11 protein-coding genes and 1 other RNA gene are annotated in these 15,397 nt (G+C 73.4%); 9 read left to right on the top strand and 3 right to left on the bottom strand.

The annotated features are described in order from the left end of the window. Positions 1 to 165 precede the first annotated feature (165 nt). A complete protein-coding gene (locus ACWEQO_RS26215; protein ID WP_452985476.1) occupies positions 166 to 3,753 on the bottom strand; it encodes an FHA domain-containing protein in 3,588 nt (1,195 codons plus the stop codon). A 481-nt stretch (positions 3,754 to 4,234) separates the two neighbouring features. On the opposite strand from ACWEQO_RS26215, the gene ACWEQO_RS26210 reads away from it, so the two are divergent. The 4 genes from ACWEQO_RS26210 to ACWEQO_RS26195 all read left to right on the top strand — a co-directional run bounded on the left by ACWEQO_RS26210 (position 4,235) and on the right by ACWEQO_RS26195 (position 9,527). Then, entirely contained in the window at positions 4,235 to 5,938 is a 1,704-nt protein-coding gene (locus ACWEQO_RS26210; RefSeq protein ID WP_452985455.1) for a serine/threonine-protein kinase, read from the top strand. 152 nt (positions 5,939 to 6,090) lie between these two features. After that, complete coding sequence (locus ACWEQO_RS26205) at positions 6,091 to 7,368, top strand: protein kinase domain-containing protein (protein WP_452985454.1); 1,278 nt, start codon at positions 6,091 to 6,093, stop codon at positions 7,366 to 7,368. A gap of 110 nt (positions 7,369 to 7,478) precedes the next feature. Then, positions 7,479 to 8,585, top strand: a complete 1,107-nt coding sequence (prfB, locus tag ACWEQO_RS26200) for a peptide chain release factor 2 (RefSeq protein ID WP_361448803.1) — start codon at positions 7,479 to 7,481, stop codon at positions 8,583 to 8,585. A gap of 306 nt (positions 8,586 to 8,891) precedes the next feature. Further along, complete coding sequence (locus tag ACWEQO_RS26195) at positions 8,892 to 9,527, top strand: hypothetical protein (protein WP_452985453.1); 636 nt, start codon at positions 8,892 to 8,894, stop codon at positions 9,525 to 9,527. 157 nt (positions 9,528 to 9,684) lie between these two features. Here ACWEQO_RS26195 and ACWEQO_RS26190 read toward each other — a convergent pair whose 3' ends face one another. Then, on the bottom strand, positions 9,685 to 9,876 hold the full coding sequence (locus ACWEQO_RS26190) for a hypothetical protein (protein ID WP_361448809.1): 192 nt from the start codon (positions 9,874 to 9,876) through the stop codon (positions 9,685 to 9,687). Positions 9,877 to 10,134: 258 nt separating this feature from the next. Here ACWEQO_RS26190 and ftsE point away from each other — a divergent pair, with 258 nt between their 5' ends. The 5 genes from ftsE to ssrA all read left to right on the top strand — a co-directional run bounded on the left by ftsE (position 10,135) and on the right by ssrA (position 14,089). After that, the gene (ftsE, locus tag ACWEQO_RS26185) at positions 10,135 to 10,824 is read left to right on the top strand and encodes a cell division ATP-binding protein FtsE (protein ID WP_109378302.1); all 690 of its coding nucleotides are present in this window, start codon (positions 10,135 to 10,137) and stop codon (positions 10,822 to 10,824) included. Positions 10,825 to 10,852: 28 nt separating this feature from the next. After that, positions 10,853 to 11,770, top strand: a complete 918-nt coding sequence (ftsX, locus tag ACWEQO_RS26180) for a permease-like cell division protein FtsX (RefSeq protein WP_361448812.1) — start codon at positions 10,853 to 10,855, stop codon at positions 11,768 to 11,770. A 68-nt stretch (positions 11,771 to 11,838) separates the two neighbouring features. Beyond that, positions 11,839 to 12,999, top strand: coding sequence for a S41 family peptidase (locus ACWEQO_RS26175; protein ID WP_452985452.1), 1,161 nt, complete (start codon positions 11,839 to 11,841; stop codon positions 12,997 to 12,999). A gap of 57 nt (positions 13,000 to 13,056) precedes the next feature. Then, positions 13,057 to 13,536 (top strand): SsrA-binding protein SmpB, encoded by a 480-nt coding sequence (smpB, locus tag ACWEQO_RS26170; protein ID WP_109378307.1) that lies wholly within the window; start codon positions 13,057 to 13,059, stop codon positions 13,534 to 13,536. 150 nt (positions 13,537 to 13,686) lie between these two features. Next, positions 13,687 to 14,089, top strand: a transfer-messenger RNA (tmRNA) gene (ssrA, locus tag ACWEQO_RS26165). 102 nt (positions 14,090 to 14,191) lie between these two features. Here ssrA and ACWEQO_RS26160 read toward each other — a convergent pair. Then, complete coding sequence (locus ACWEQO_RS26160; protein WP_452985451.1) at positions 14,192 to 15,337, bottom strand: sensor histidine kinase; 1,146 nt, start codon at positions 15,335 to 15,337, stop codon at positions 14,192 to 14,194. Positions 15,338 to 15,397: the final 60 nt, after the last annotated feature.

Genomic DNA, 15,397 nt, shown 5'->3' with positions numbered 1-15,397 from the left:
GGACGGCGCATGCCGGGGCGGGGCGTGTCCGTGCCGCGTGGCGGGTGACGCGAAAGCGGGCGAGGCGCGGTCGGGTGACCCGGGAACGGCTGCGGGGCGGTCGGGCGACGCGGGGTCGGGTGACGCGAAAGCCGGTGACGCGCGATCGGGTGACGCGGAGTCAGGTCAGAGCAGGGACGGCACCTCGGTGGCCGAGACCTGGCGGGCCGCGCGTTCCAACGCGCTGGCGAGCAGCGCGAGGTCGGTCGGGCCGTTCCCGAGTTCCCGGACCGGGCGGCGGGCCGGCGGATCGCCCATGCGGTGCCACTCCAGCGGCACGACCGTGGGCCGCAGCGTCGCCGTGCGCGGGATGCGACCGGTCACCCGGCCGCCCTGGAACACGGTCACCGTGCCGTCCGGGTGGGCCAACTGCCCGCGGCCCGGCGCCGGTTCCCCGTCACTGCCCCGGCCCTGCTCGAACGGGGAGGCGTCCCCGCGGACACCCGGCGCGGGCGGGTCGAGCGTCACGCGCAGGGTCGCCCGCCGCACCGGCTCGCTCTCCGCCGTACGGGCGCAGGGGCCGGTGGCGGCCACCAGGTGCACGCCCAGCCGCTCCCCCTCCCGCGCGACCGCCTCCAGCGCCCGCAGCACCGAACCGGCGGCGGGCCGCCCCGGCGAGCCGAGCGCGGGGGACACCAGTGCGTCCAGGTCGTCCACGACCACCACCAGCCGGGGCAACGGCGGCGGGGCCTCCGCCCTGCGCCGCGCGGCCCCGGGCCGCAGCCGCAGTGTCGAACTGGGCGGGGCGTCCAGGTCCCCGGAGTGCTCACCGCCGCCGGCCGCCTGACCGCGGGGCGCGGTCGTGCGCTGGGCGACCATGCGGTCCGACAGCTCGCGCCCGGTGTGCCACTCCACGAAGTCCGACCGGCCGAGCAGTTCGGCACGCCGCTTCAGCTCGGCACTCAGCGACTGGGCGAACTCCCGCATCCGCACCGGGTCGTTGGCGCTGAGATGGGTGGTGACGTGCGGTACGTCCGTACACATCCGCAGTCCGTCGCCCGGCCCGCCGCCGGACGCGGCGCGGCCGTCCACCAGGACGACGGCCAGCCGGTCCGGTCGTTCGGCCGCGGCCAGGGAGGCGACGACGGCCCGGAGCAGTTCGGTACGGCCGCTGCCGGACGGCCCCTCCACCAGCAGGTGCGGCCCCTCGGCCGCGAGGTCGGCGGGGACCGGGCCGCGCGGACCGGCGCCCAGCACCGCGGACACCCGGCCGCCGACGCTCTCCCTGTCGTCGGCCGCGTCCGCCCAGCGGGCCATCAGCGAGGCCGGGGTGGCACGGGCCAGCCCCAGCTCGTCCAGCAGCCGCGCCGACGGGGGCAGCGGCGCCGACACGCGCGTGTGCACCGCGCCGGGCACGCCCTCCGGGCGCAGCGGCGCCAGCGCCCGCGCGAAGCGTTCGGCCCACGCCGGGGAGACCGCGTCGACCGTGGCGACCGTGCCGTGACCGACCGGGCCCCGTGCCGGCGCCGTCCCCGTACCGGCGCCGGTGCCGGCCACCCGCAGCAGCCGCAGGGTGGTCGCCACGTCCCCGCTGAGCAGGGCGACGGCGCCGCACTCCCGGAACGCCGGGGTCACCGCGCAGGCCGCCTCGTACGTCCGGGTGACCGGGGACGCGGCGGAGGCGGCGGACGTCTCGGCGAGACACACCAGGTGGATCCCGGCCCGCGGCCCCTCCACGGCCAGCCGCACCAGCGCGTCGCGCGCCTCGGCGTCCCCGGGGTCGCCGTCCACGACGACCACGGTGTACGGCCCCGTGAAGCCGTCCGCCGGGCCGACGCCGTCGCCCACGGCCGGGGAGGGGTGCGGGGGCCGGTGCCCGCTCCGGTCGGCGTCGGCGGGCCGGGGCTGCTCCGGGATGAGCGGGGCGGCGGGGGCCGGTCCGGCGGGCGGGGCCGGCCGGGTGGGCGAGGTCCGTGCCGCATGGTCGTGGTCCGCCAGGCGGCGCAGCAGTTCCCCGGTGCGGGCCGCGGCCTGTTCGCGGTCGTGGGCGAGGAGCAGCCGGCAGTCCTGGCCGTGTCCCGGGCGGACGTGCGGCAGCCAGCCCAGCCAGGCCCAGTCGGCGGTCCGCTCCTCCAGGGAGCGGGAGCGGTCCGCGGCGACCAGGACGATCTCCAGCACGTCGGGGGAGTGCAGCGCGGCGAGCTGGGCCAGCACCACGCGGGCCAGCCCGGTGAGCCGCTCGCGCGGGCCGGCCAGGCCCAGCGAGCCCACCTCGCGCAGTCCCGAGGTCATCGGTACGGCGGGCAGCAGGCCCGAGCCGCCCGGCACCGCCCGGTCGGCCGTGCCGAGGCGTATCGCGAGGGTCTCCGGATGGCCGGGCCCGCGCTCCCAGAGCCGGGGGCCGGGGCCCAGCGCGGTCAGCAGCAGGGCGGCGGGGTCGGGCCAGGTCTCGGGCGGGCCCGGCGCGGCCACGGCCCGTTCGGGCGGGACGGCGCCGGCCGCCTCCCCGCCGGGCCCGTCCGCCCCGGCGGTCTCCGGCCCCTGGCGTCCCCCGGCCAGCCGCCGCGCCCACGCGGAGAGCCCGCCGCGCCTGCGGGCGCCGGAAGGCTGCTGCGCGAGCCCGGTGCCGCCGGTGCCCGAGTGGGTGGCCCCGGTGGGGGGCGCCGGCGGCGCGGCGGGCGCGGCGGGTTCTGGGGCCGTCCCGCCGTACGGGTCGCCCGGGCGCCCGGTGCCCGGGGCGCCGTCGGCGGGCACCGGCTGCGACACCCGGCGCCCCTTGGGGACCCGGGGCAGCTCGCCCCGGGGAGCGACGTGCACCGTGCGCCCACCGGCACCGGAGGCGTCCGTTCCGGGGTTCTCGATGCCCGGCGCGCCGCCCTGGCCGGGCACCAGCGGCGCGCCCGCCCCGTACCCGCCGGGGGAGGTGGCCCAGGGCGCGGAACCGTAGCCGTGGTGCGTCGGACGGCCCGGCTGCGCCGGATGCGCGGCCGGTACCCGCGCATACCCCGACCCCAGCGTCCCCGTCCCCGACGTCGTTCCGGCCGGTTCCCCGCTGCCGCCGCCGCCGTCACCGCCGTCATCGCCGGCACGGCCGTCGCCCCTGCGCGGACCCGGTACGCGTACGTGCCCCTCCCCGTCCGGGGTCGTCCGCGCGCGTGCCCCCGGTCCGGCGGCCGGGGTGAGGCGCAGGGCCGACTCGCCGATCCGCAGCAGCGCGCCCGGCGCCAGCGCGACCGGGCGCGGGCCCACCCGCCGGCCGTCCAGGGTCGTGCCGTTCGTGGAACCGAGGTCGGCGACCGAGACCCTGCCGTCCGGGCCGACCGTCACCGCGCAGTGCAGCCGGGACACGTCCGGGTCGTCGAGCGGCACGTCGGCGTCGGCCGAGCGGCCGATGCGGATCTCGCCGCCGTGCAGCAGATGGACGCCGCCCGCGTCGGGACCGGCGACGACATGGAGCCTGGTCGGGGCGTCGTCCAGCTCGGGATGCGGTTCGGGTGCGCCGGGGGCGCCCACGGCCAGCACCGCGCCGTCGATCAGCGGAGGCTCGCCGAGGGTGCAGCGCTGGACGTCCAGCCGCTGGTCACCGGTGTACAGCACCGGGGCGCCCGATCCCGAGGAGGAGGAGCCGGATCCCCCGTCACCGCCGGACACCGCGGAGACCAGTGCGGCGGCCACCGCCGCCAGGGCCGTGCCGGCGGGGGCGGTGACGACCACGTGGCCCCGCGCGGGGGAGGGCGGGCCCAGCGGGTCTACGACGGTCAGCCGGATCTGCATCGCCGGGAGCGGTCCCTTCTGCGCGGGCGCCGCGGCACAGGGGACGAAGCGGCCCCGCGGTCCCCCACCGCGGACTTCCCCCACCACCACACGCGCACGTACGGCCAGTACTGCAGGCATCCTCGCACCTGACACCGGCGGCGTGCCCGCCCCCCGGCATCAAATGATCTTGATTGGTCGGCTCTGCCCTCAAAAGTGCCTGACCAATGCGTTGCGGATGATCGTTTCAGCACCGATTGAGATCGGTCACGTCCGCTGTCCGGCAACCAAACGGACCGAGTCGAGCGTCTTCCGTCGAACGCGGACGGGAGGACGTACGTAGAAGACCTCACACGCCCCGACGCGAAGAGGACGGGAAGACGTCGAGGTCGACAGGCCGGTGTTCCGTGGGGCGGCACTACAGTGGGGCGGAGCATTTTCGTTCCGGGGTACGACGAACCACGGTGTACGCCGGCCAGGCAAGCAGCAGGGAGCGCATGACGTGCGGCCGGTAGGGAGCAAGTACCTGCTCGAGGAGCAGATCGGACGCGGCGCCACGGGCACCGTCTGGCGGGGCCGCCAGAGGGAGACCGCGGGGGCCGAGGCGGCGGTGCCCGGCCAGCCGGGCGAGACCGTCGCGATCAAGGTCCTCAAGGAGGAGCTCGCGAGCGACGCGGACATCGTGACGCGGTTCCTGCGCGAGCGCTCCGTCCTGCTCAGGCTGACCCACCCCAACATCGTCCGGGTCCGCGACCTGGTCGTCGAGGGCGATCTGCTGGCTCTGGTCATGGACCTCGTCCAGGGCCCCGACCTGCACCGCTACCTGCGGGAGAACGGCCCGTTCACCCCCGTCGCCGCCGCACTGCTGACCGCCCAGATCTCCGACGCGCTCGCCGTCAGCCACGCCGACGGCGTGGTGCACCGCGACCTGAAGCCCGCCAACGTCCTGCTCAGGCAGGACGGCGGCGCGCTGCACCCGATGCTGACCGACTTCGGCATCGCCCGGCTGGCCGACTCCCCGGGCCTGACCCGCACCCACGAGTTCGTCGGCACGCCCGCGTACATCGCGCCCGAGTCCGCCGAGGGCCGCCCGCAGACCTCCGCCGTCGACATCTACGGCGCCGGCATCCTGCTGTACGAGCTGGTCACCGGCCGCCCGCCGTTCTCCGGCGGCTCCGCCCTGGAGGTGCTGCACCAGCACCTGAGCGCCGAACCGCGCCGCCCCTCCACGGTCCCGGACCCGCTGTGGACGATCATCGAGCGCTGCCTCAGCAAGGACCCCGGGCGCCGGCCCGGTGCCGAGAACCTCGCGCGCGGCCTGCGGGTCGTCGCCGACGGCATCGGTGTGCACGCGAACTCCGCGCAGATCGCCGCCGCGGAGAACGTCGGCACGCTCCTCACGCCCGACCCGGCGCCCGCCCCCGTGCCCGGCACGCCGGCCGCGCCCGGTGCCGCCGACCCGACGCAGGTACTGCCGCACACCGGGGGCGCGTACGACCCCAACGGCGCGACCAGCGTCCTGCCGCACGCCGGCGCCCACGCCGGCGGGCCCTCCGGCGCCGCCGACCCGACCGCCGTCATGCCCCCGGTGCCACCGGGCCCGCCCGGCCAGGGCGGTCAGGGGCAGGGCGGGCCCGAGGACCCGCACCCCTGGCAGAACCAGCTGCGCGCGGCCCGCGACCGCAACGAGCAGACGCAGGTCCACTACCTCGACCCGGGCGAGGACCCGCTGCGCCGCCGCCCCCAGCGGCAGGTGTCCCGGCCGCCACAGCCCGCGCAGCAGCCACAGCCGTCGCAGCAGCAGCCGTCGCAGCAGCCGCAGCAGCGCCGCGCGCAGCGCCGGCCCGCCCCCGGCCACGGGCAGCAGTCACAGCCGTACCAGCAGCCGCAGCAGTACGCCCCGCCACCGCCGCAGCGACCGCGGCAGCCGGAGCCGCAGCGGTACACCCCGCCGCCGGAGCCGCGGCGTCCCGCGCGCGAGCCCCGGCAGCGCAGCGCCAACCCGATGCGCATCCCCGGCCTCGGCTGCCTGAAGGGCTGCCTGTTCACGCTGCTCATCCTGTTCGTCGCGAGCTGGCTGATCTGGGAGCTGAGCCCGCTGCAGGGCTGGATCGGCAGCGGCAAGGGCTACTGGGACCAGCTCACCGACTGGTTTGGCACGGCGACGGAATGGATCCAGGACCTGGGCGGGCCCGGGGCTCCGTAGAGCGCCGACCACGAGAGGAACCCGCCCCTCCGGGACGGTTCCGACTTGTTTGCTGATTTATCGACACCCGGCGGGTGAATTCGGCGTCCCCGGTGAACGCCGGCTTTCGAGGCGCGTAGCTTTGGCGACAACACGCGTCGGTAGGAGCAGTCTTGGCACGGAAGATCGGCAGCCGGTACACCGCCCACCAGATCCTGGGCCGGGGCAGCGCCGGCACGGTGTGGCTCGGCGAAGGGCCGCGAGGACCCGTCGCCATCAAGCTGCTGCGCGAGGACCTCTCCTCCGACCAGGAGCTCGTGGGACGTTTCGTGGGGGAGCGGACGGCACTGCTCGGCCTGGAGCACCCGCACATCGTCTCGGTGCGAGACCTGGTGGTCGACGGCAACGATCTCGCCCTGGTCATGGACCTGGTGCGCGGCACGGATCTGCGCACCCGGCTCGACCGGGAGCGCAGGCTCGCCCCGGAGGCCGCGGTGGCGATCGTCGCCGACATCGCGGACGGCCTGGCGGCGGCGCACGCGGCGGGGGTCGTGCACCGGGACGTCAAGCCGGAGAACGTGCTGCTGGACATGGAGGGCCCGCTCGGCCCCGGCGGCTCGCACCGCGCCCTGCTGACCGACTTCGGCGTGGCCAAACTCATCGACACCCCGCGCCGCACCCGGGCCACGAAGATCATCGGGACGCCGGACTACCTGGCGCCGGAGATCGTGGAGGGCCTGCCGCCGCGCGCGTCGGTCGACATCTACGCGCTCGCCACGGTTTTGTACGAGCTGCTCGCGGGCTTCACGCCGTTCGGCGGCGGACACCCCGGGGCGGTGCTGCGCCGCCACGTCACCGAGTCGGTGGTCCCGCTCCCCGGCATCCCCGACGAGCTGTGGCAGCTGCTGGTGCAGTGCCTGGCCAAGGCGCCGGCCTCGCGGCTGCGGGCCTCGGAGCTGGGGGCACGGCTGCGGGAGTTGTTGCCGATGCTGGCGGGGATGCCACCGCTGGACGTGGACGAGCCGGACGGCGATCCGGTCGAGCCGGAGCGGCCGGAGCGGCCGGAGTGGGGGGACACCCCGGTCTCCGGTCCGGCGCCGGGCACCGGGGTGCCCGTGCGGCGGCGCGGCGCGGTCCCGCTGGTGCCGGGTGCGAGGCCGGCCGACTCCAACCGGGACACCCACACCTCGATGCGGGTGCCGTCCCCCGACGAGCTGGCCGGCGGCGCCCGCGGCACGGCCCGCGCGCCCCGCGCGAGCGGCGCCCGCCGTCCCGGTTCGGCCCGCAACCGCGCGCTCGCCCGCCGGCGCCGGCTGACCCTGGCCGCGCTGACGGTGACCCTGCTGGCCGCGGTGGGCGCCGGCGTCTGGCTGGCCGCCTCGGACGACGAGCCGGGAGTGCGCCCCAAGGACAACAACGACACCGGCAGCTCGGCCCCGGCCACCCCCTGAGCCGCACCCGCCCCACGCGTGACCAGCCGTGACCAGCACCGACACCGTCGGTGGGGATTCCGGCCCGGTGTTCGGTAGGGGCGGCCCGAGCGAGCCGTTACGCTGGGGGTGTGGCAGTCGTCGATGTATCCGAAGAGCTCAAGTCCCTCTCCTCGACCATGGAGTCGATCGAGGCCGTTCTGGACCTCGACAGGATGAGGGCAGACATCGCCGTGCTCGAGGAGCAGGCGGCCGCGCCCTCCCTGTGGGACGACCCGGAGGCGGCGCAGAAGATCACCAGCAAGCTCTCCCACCTCCAGGCCGAGGTCAGGAAGGCGGAGACGCTGCGCGGGCGGATCGACGATCTCGCCATTCTCTTCGAGATGGCCGAGGAGGAGGACGACCCGGACACCCGCGCCGAGGCCGAGGCCGAGCTCGAGGGCGTCCGCAAGGCGCTCGACGAGATGGAGGTCCGCACCCTCCTGTCCGGCGAGTACGACGCCCGTGAGGCGCTCGTCAACATCCGGGCGGAGGCCGGTGGCGTCGACGCCGCCGACTTCGCGGAGAAGCTCCAGCGGATGTACCTGCGCTGGGCCGAGCAGCACGGCTACAAGACCGAGGTCTACGAGACCTCGTACGCGGAGGAGGCCGGCATCAAGTCGACCACCTTCGCCGTGCAGGCCCCCTACGCCTACGGCACCCTCTCGGTCGAGCAGGGCACGCACCGCCTGGTGCGCATCTCGCCCTTCGACAACCAGGGCCGGCGCCAGACCTCCTTCGCGGGTGTCGAGGTGCTCCCCGTCGTCGAGAAGGCCGACCACGTCGACATCGACGAGAGCGAGCTGCGCGTCGACGTCTACCGTTCCTCGGGCCCCGGCGGCCAGGGGGTCAACACCACCGACTCCGCGGTGCGCATCACGCACATCCCGACCGGCATCGTGGTCTCCTGCCAGAACGAGCGTTCCCAGATCCAGAACCGCGCCACCGCGATGAACGTCCTCCAGGCCAAGCTGCTGGAGCGGCGCCGCCAGGAGGAGCAGGCCAAGATGGACGCCCTCAAGGGCGACGGCGGCAACTCCTGGGGGAACCAGATGCGTTCGTACGTGCTGCACCCCTACCAGATGGTCAAGGACCTGCGCACGGAGCAGGAAGTCGGTAACCCCGAGGCCGTGTTCAACGGTGAGATCGACGGCTTCCTGGAGGCCGGAATTCGCTGGCGCAAGCAGCGGGAGAAGTGACCTCCGCGCTGACAGCGCTTTGTCGACAAGGCAACTGCCGCCCTCGGGGCGGCAGTTGCCTTTCGTTTGCCGGGGATGTCGGGGTTTTACGTCACACTCACGGCTTCGATGTTCGGCAAAACGTGCGTACATGGACATCGCGTACGCAACGGCCTTGACGTTCATTTGAAAAGTGGGAAAGGTGAGGCGCGGCATGCGTATCTCTGGGGCGCATGTGAACCGGGGCGCGTTTCACCGCAGTTACCCCGTCGATCACGGCCCCGAGCGCCGCCTCATTGACGATCAGCTACTGGGGGTAGCACTCATATGACGAAGAAGACGCGGATCCGCGTCGCACGTATTGCAGCCGGCGCCGTGGTCGCCGCGGGAGCGTCACTGATGGTGACGGGTATTGCTCAGGCCGACGCCGCCACCCCGGACCCGAGCTGCGGCATCATCGGAACCGAACCGGAGTGCCAGGAGCCGGGCAACGGCGAAGAGGACCCGGGCGAGGGGAACCCGGGCGGGGAGGACCCCACGACGGAGCCGACCGAGGAGCCGACCGAGGACCCGACCGAGGTTCCCACGACGGAGCCGACCGAGGAGCCGACCGAGGACCCCACGACCGACCCCACCGAGGACCCCACGACGGCCCCGAGCGCCCCGGGCGCTGGCCAGGGTGACGGAGGCGACGGCGACGACAAGGGCAACGGCGGTGGCGGCAACGCCGCCAACCCCGCCGGCGGCTCCGGCGTCTCCACCCAGGAGCAGGGCTCCTCGGCCCTCACCGCCACGGGCGAAGAGCCCGCCACGTCGGCCCAGGGCAACGGCCAGGAGCTCGCCGAGACCGGCGCCGCCGAGATGACCTTCCTGGTGCTCGGCGCCGCCACGATGATCGCCGGCGGCATCGGCTTCCGCGTGCTGCCGCGCCTCATGACCGGCCGCGGTGGCGCCACCGCCTGACGGTGACGCCGCGCGTACACACCGTACGCGGGTCAGGGACACAGGCACAGACCGAGGGGCCCGGAGCGCACACGCGCTCCGGGCCCCTCGGGCATGCTCTCGGTTCTCCGTGCCGGACGGCGGATCCGCGACGGTCGCGACGCTCGGGCGGCGACGCTCAGACGGTCTGGTGGGCGAGCAGCGCCACCGCCGCGACGAGGACCGCCAGCAGGGCGATCAGCGTCATGGGGTTCAGGCCCGCGAAGAAGCTGTCCTGCTGCATCCGCTCGCGGCTCGCACGGCACACCGGGCACCGGCCCTCGCTCACGGGTGCGGCGCAGTTGGCGCACACCAGCCGGTCGTACGTCATCCGCTCTCCTTCCACGCACCGGTCTCAGTCAGTACAACGCCCACAGGGGCGCGAATGTTCCCCCCACCACTGTGCCAGGTTCCCCGGAAATCGGCGCGTCCCCCGTATCCTTCCCGCCCCGCCTCCGGGCGCGCCGGGGCCGGCGCACATCCGGCATAAAGCGCGCAAGTGGCGCGCAACCCACTCCGGTGACTGCGGCCGGGCTTCCGCTTCGCGTAAGGTCACGCACATCTACCCCCGGCGACCCGTGGTGCACCCGTGATCCGATTCGACAACGTCTCCAAGGCCTACCCCAAGCAGAACCGTCCAGCCCTCCGGGATGTCTCCCTGGAGGTCGAGAAGGGCGAGTTCGTGTTCCTCGTGGGGTCCTCGGGCTCCGGCAAGTCCACCTTCCTGCGGCTGATCCTCCGCGAGGAGCGGGCCAGCCACGGTCAGGTGCACGTCCTGGGCAAGGACCTCGCGCGTGTCTCCAACTGGAAGGTGCCGCAGGTCCGGCGCCAGCTGGGGACCGTGTTCCAGGACTTCCGCCTGCTGCCCAACAAGACGGTCGCCGAGAACGTGGCCTTCGCGCAGGAGGTCATCGGCAAGTCCCGGGGCGAGATCCGCAAGTCCGTGCCGCAGGTGCTCGACCTCGTCGGGCTCGGCGGTAAGGAGGACCGGATGCCCGGTGAGCTCTCCGGCGGTGAGCAGCAGCGCGTCGCCATCGCGCGGGCCTTCGTCAACCGGCCCAAGCTGCTCATCTGCGACGAGCCCACCGGCAACCTCGACCCGCAGACCTCGGTGGGCATCATGAAGCTGCTCGACCGCATCAACCGGACGGGCACCACCGTGGTGATGGCGACGCACGACCAGAACATCGTGGACCAGATGCGCAAGCGCGTCATCGAGCTGGAGAAGGGCCGCCTCGTCCGCGACCAGGCACGCGGCGTCTACGGCTACCAGCACTGACGAGGAACGGAAAGGCTCAACCCACGCCATGCGCGCCCAGTTCGTTCTGTCGGAGATCGGTGTCGGTCTCCGCCGCAATCTGACGATGACCTTCGCCGTCGTCGTCTCCGTGGCCCTGTCGCTCGCCCTGTTCGGCGGGTCGCTCCTGATGAGCGACCAGGTCAACAGCATGAAGGGCTACTGGTACGACAAGGTCAACGTCTCCATCTTCCTGTGCAACAAGAGCGACGCCGAGTCCGACCCCAACTGCGCCAAGGGCGCGGTGACCGAGGACCAGAAGCGGCAGATCAAGGGCGACCTGGAGAAGATGTCGGTCGTCGACTCGATCACCCACGAGTCCCAGGACGCGGCGTACAAGCACTACAAGGAGCAGTTCGGCGACTCCCCGCTGGCCAGCTCCCTCACCCCGGACCAGATGCAGGAGTCGTACCGCATCAAGCTGAAGGACCCGGAGAAGTACCAGGTCGTCGCGACCGCCTTCGACGGCCGGGACGGGGTGCAGTCGGTGCAGGACCAGAAGGGCATCCTGGACAACCTCTTCGGGCTGCTGAACGGCATGAACTGGGCCGCCCGCGCGGTGATGGCGCTCATGCTGGTCGTCGCCCTGATGCTGATCGTCAACACGGTGCGCGTCTCGGCGTTCAGCCGGCGGCGGGAGACCGGGATCATGCGCCTGGTCGGCGCCTCGGGCTTCTACATCCAGGCGCCGTTCATCGCGGAGGCCGCGGTCGCCGGACTCATCGGCGGCACTCTCGCCTGCGGATTCCTGCTGGTCGGCCGGTACTTCATCATCGACAACGGACTGGCGCTGTCGGAGAAGCTGAACCTGATCAACTTCATCGGCTGGGACGCGGTGTTGACGAAGCTTCCGCTGATCCTCGCCACGAGTCTGCTGATGCCCGCCCTGGCCGCTTTCTTCGCGTTGCGCAAGTACCTGAAGGTGTGATTCTTGCCAAGAAGGGGCGTACGGTCAACCGGCCGTGCGCCCCTTTGCGTTGTCCTAGACTCGCCGGCATGTCAGGTCGTGCCCTGTTCTGTCAGTCCCGCCGCGTCCGTCGCGGATCCGCCCTGACGTTGGTGTTCGCGGGCGTGCTCGTGGCCGGCGCGGCCACCGGCAGCCTGCCCGCGACCGACCGGAAGCCCGCAGCGCGCCCCACCCAGGCGGCCGCCCCCACCGGACGCCACGCGGAGGTCGCCGAGGCGGCCGAGGAGGCCATGGCGGCCGGCACGTCCCCCGTGGAGGCCGCCGAACGCGCCGTCAGCCGCAGCGGGGACCGGTGGGGTGCCGTCTACTCCCCGGGCGAGTACGAGGAGTTCGAGGACGCCCTCGACGGCCGGTACACCGGCGTCGGCCTGTGGGCCCGTGAACGGTCCGGCCGGATCGAGGTGACCGGGGTGGGCAGCGGCACCCCCGCCGCCGACGCGGGCATCCGCGCGGGCGACCGGCTGCGCAGCGTCGACGGCGAGCCGGTCGACGGGCGGCCCGTCACCGAGGTCGTCTCCTTACTCCGGGGTGGCGACGCGGCCGAGTCCGCCGGCACCACCGTCCGCCTCGGCCTGGAACGCGGCACGCGCACCTGGAGCGAGACCCTGCGCCGGGTCCGGCTCTCCCGCGACACCGTCACCGTCGACGAACTCCCCGGCCGGATCACCGTCATCAAGGTCGGTGCCTTCACCAAGGGCTCCGGCGACCAGGTCCGGACCGCCGTCGAGGAGGCGCCGGCCGACGCCGGCCTCGTCCTCGACCTGCGCGGCAACTCCGGCGGCCTGGTCGCCGAGGCGGTCACCGCGGCCTCCGCCTTCCTCGACGGCGGCCTGGTCGCCACCTACGACGTCGAGGGCGAGCAGCGCGCCCTGCACGCCGAGCCCGGCGGCGACATCACCAGACCCCTGGTCGTGCTCGTCGACGGCGGGACGATGAGCGCGGCCGAACTGCTCACCGGAGCCCTCCAGGACCGCGGCCGGGCGGTCGTGGTGGGCTCCCGCACCTTCGGCAAGGGCTCCGTGCAGATGCCCGGCCGGCTGCCCGACGGCTCGGTCGCCGAACTGACCGTCGGCCACTACCGCACCCCGTCCGGCCGCGGCGTCGACGGACACGGCATCACCCCCGACCTGGAGGCCGACACGCAGGCACTCCGGCGGGCGGGGACGGTCCTCGCCGGGCTCGGCCGGTAGCCGCGCGGGAAACGGCTTTCCACAAACCCGCTCCGTAGTGCGAAAATGGGCCGCACTATGGCTAAGGAAAAAGGGCGCAAGCTGATCGCGCAGAACAAGAAGGCGCGGCACGACTACCTCATCATCGACACCTACGAGGCCGGCCTGGTCCTCACCGGGACCGAGGTGAAGTCGCTGCGTCAAGGCAGGGCCTCGCTGGTGGACGGCTTCGTCCAGCTCGACGGCAACGAGGCGTGGCTGCACAACGTGCACGTCCCCGAGTACAGCCAGGGCACCTGGACCAACCACAGCGCGCGGCGCAAGCGCAAGCTGCTGCTGCACCGCGCGGAGATCGACAAGCTGGAGTCCAAGTCCCAGGAGACGGGGCACACCATCGTGCCGCTCGCCCTGTACTTCAAGGACGGCCGCGCGAAGGTGGAGATCGCGCTGGCGAAGGGCAAGAAGGAGTACGACAAGCGGCAGACGCTCCGCGAGAAGCAGGACCGGCGCGAGACCGAGCGGGCGATCTCGGCGGTCCGCCGCAAGCAGCGGGCGTAGCCCGCCCGGCCCCGGCGGCCGGCCGTGGGCGAGGAGGGCTCCGGGCCCGTCCGGACCCGGCGCACGGGAATACGCTGGCACCGACCCGCGTTGGTCACGTACGATGGCGACAGCACCCCACAGCGGGTGCGCACCTTGAGAAGAGAACATGGGGATGATCGGTTTCGACAGCGGCTGTCGAAGCAGGGGAAGCGTGTCGAGGAAGCGGCCATGATCTCGTAAACCACAGGCCGAAAAAAATAATCGCCAATTCCAAGCGATCCATCTCCCAGGGCGAGCTCGCCCTCGCTGCCTGATTTCAGGTAGCGAGCAGCAGCTCTCCTACTAGAGGGAGTGTCAGCCCGGGGGTGTTCCCGACCCGGATCCTGGCATCATTCAGGGGACTAAACCTTGATCCCGGTCACGGGGTGAAGAGGGAAATCCAACAGTGACTGAGCCCGTCGGAGACTTGTCCGCGTGATCTCCGGGGCTGAGAAAAGCACAGCGGACTGCACACGGAGAAGCCCTGGTTCCGCACCGTTGGACGCGGGTTCGATTCCCGCCATCTCCACAATTCCCATGTGGGCACAGGCCCCGTCGCAGCAGCGGCGGGGCCTGTGTCGTGCGCGGCCGACCTTCTCTTGGGCCGGTCCTTCGTCGTCGCAGTGCGGCCGCGTCAGCCCAGCGGCAGAACCGCCGCCACCGAGAAATCCTGGTCCTCCGGTCCGGCGTGCAGGGTGCCGCCCAGTGCGACGGCCCGGCCCCTGAGCCCGGTCAGGCCCGTGCCGCGGCGTCGTCCGCCCGCCGAGGGGAGGGCCGGCGCCGGGGCGGCGGTGACGCCGTCGTTGCGGACGGTCAGCCGGATGCCGTCGGCCCCGGTCCGGAGTTCGATCTCGCAGACCCGGGCACGGCTGTGCTCCAGCACATTGCCCACCGCCTCGTGCAGCACCGACCGCAGACAGTCCGCCACCGCGCCGCCCGGCTCGACGAGCGGGGACAGGGAGGTGCGTACCGCTATCCCGGCGGCGGTGAGCAGCCGCTGGGCGTGGGCGAACTCCTCGGCCAGCGAGAAGGCCACCTCGGGGCCGCTGATGCGCCGCACGTCCTCATGCGTCCGCCGGGCGAGCTCCACGATTTCCGTGAGCGCCGCCCGGGCGGCCCCTTCGGGGGCCTCCGCCCGCAGGGCACTTTCCCCCCGCATCGCGATGACCACCAGCGACGTGCCCACCAGATCGTGCAGATCCTGCCGCATCCGTGCACGGGTGCGCTGCTCGGCGAGCAGGGCCGTCTGCTCCCTGCTGCCGTGCAGCCGGGCGGAGAGCCGGGCGAGGTGGGCGACCGCGAAGACCGTGCTCGCCGTGATCGCCGTGCTCAGCAGAACGCTCAGCGAACCCCGGTCGGTGACGACCACGCCCGTGTGGATCAGCAGCGGACCGCTGGCGCCGACCAACAGGGCGACCGGGAGAGAAGTGGTGGGGGGCAGCGTGAGCAGCACGGCGCCGGCGAGGAAACCGAGCAGGGTCAGCCACCGGTAGTGGAAGAGCACCAGCGGCAGGTAGGTGAGCACGGCCTGCACCAGCAGCAGGGCCCACCTCCAGCGGTGCGGCAGCCGGTAGGGCGGCGGAGCGTACTGCCCGAGCAGGACGGCGGGCATCAGCACCAGCACGGTGAGCCCGGTGGCCATCGCGCGTTTGCCGATCGACGACGAGGCGACGTCCAACGCCGTCAGCGCGAGCGATCCGACCACCAGCACGACCAGCGTGCCGAGGGCGACCCGAGCCCCCGGCGGAGCCGTCCGGCTCCCCCCTGCCCCGCTCCGCATCGTTCCTTCGCCCCTGTCCTGCCGGCCTCGTCGATGGGTGGCCCCACCTGGTGGCCTGGG

This window comes from Streptomyces sp. NPDC004051 (assembly GCF_053604275.1).
The sequence above is the reverse complement of the archived record's forward strand: the minus strand, read 5'-3'. Positions and strand labels throughout refer to the sequence as shown.

Excerpts from the sequence above, each read along its gene's own strand:
- ACWEQO_RS26215 (WP_452985476.1), bottom strand. The coding sequence starts at position 3,753 with ATGCAGATCCGGCTGACCGTCGTAGACCCGCTGGGCCCGCCCTCCCCC.
- ACWEQO_RS26195 (WP_452985453.1), top strand. The coding sequence starts at position 8,892 with ATGACGAAGAAGACGCGGATCCGCGTCGCACGTATTGCAGCCGGCGCC.
- ACWEQO_RS26190 (WP_361448809.1), bottom strand. The coding sequence starts at position 9,876 with ATGACGTACGACCGGCTGGTGTGCGCCAACTGCGCCGCACCCGTGAGC.
- ftsX (WP_361448812.1), top strand. The coding sequence starts at position 10,853 with ATGCGCGCCCAGTTCGTTCTGTCGGAGATCGGTGTCGGTCTCCGCCGC.
- ACWEQO_RS26175 (WP_452985452.1), top strand. The coding sequence starts at position 11,839 with ATGTCAGGTCGTGCCCTGTTCTGTCAGTCCCGCCGCGTCCGTCGCGGA.
- smpB (WP_109378307.1), top strand. The coding sequence starts at position 13,057 with ATGGCTAAGGAAAAAGGGCGCAAGCTGATCGCGCAGAACAAGAAGGCG.
- ACWEQO_RS26160 (WP_452985451.1), bottom strand. The coding sequence starts at position 15,337 with ATGCGGAGCGGGGCAGGGGGGAGCCGGACGGCTCCGCCGGGGGCTCGG.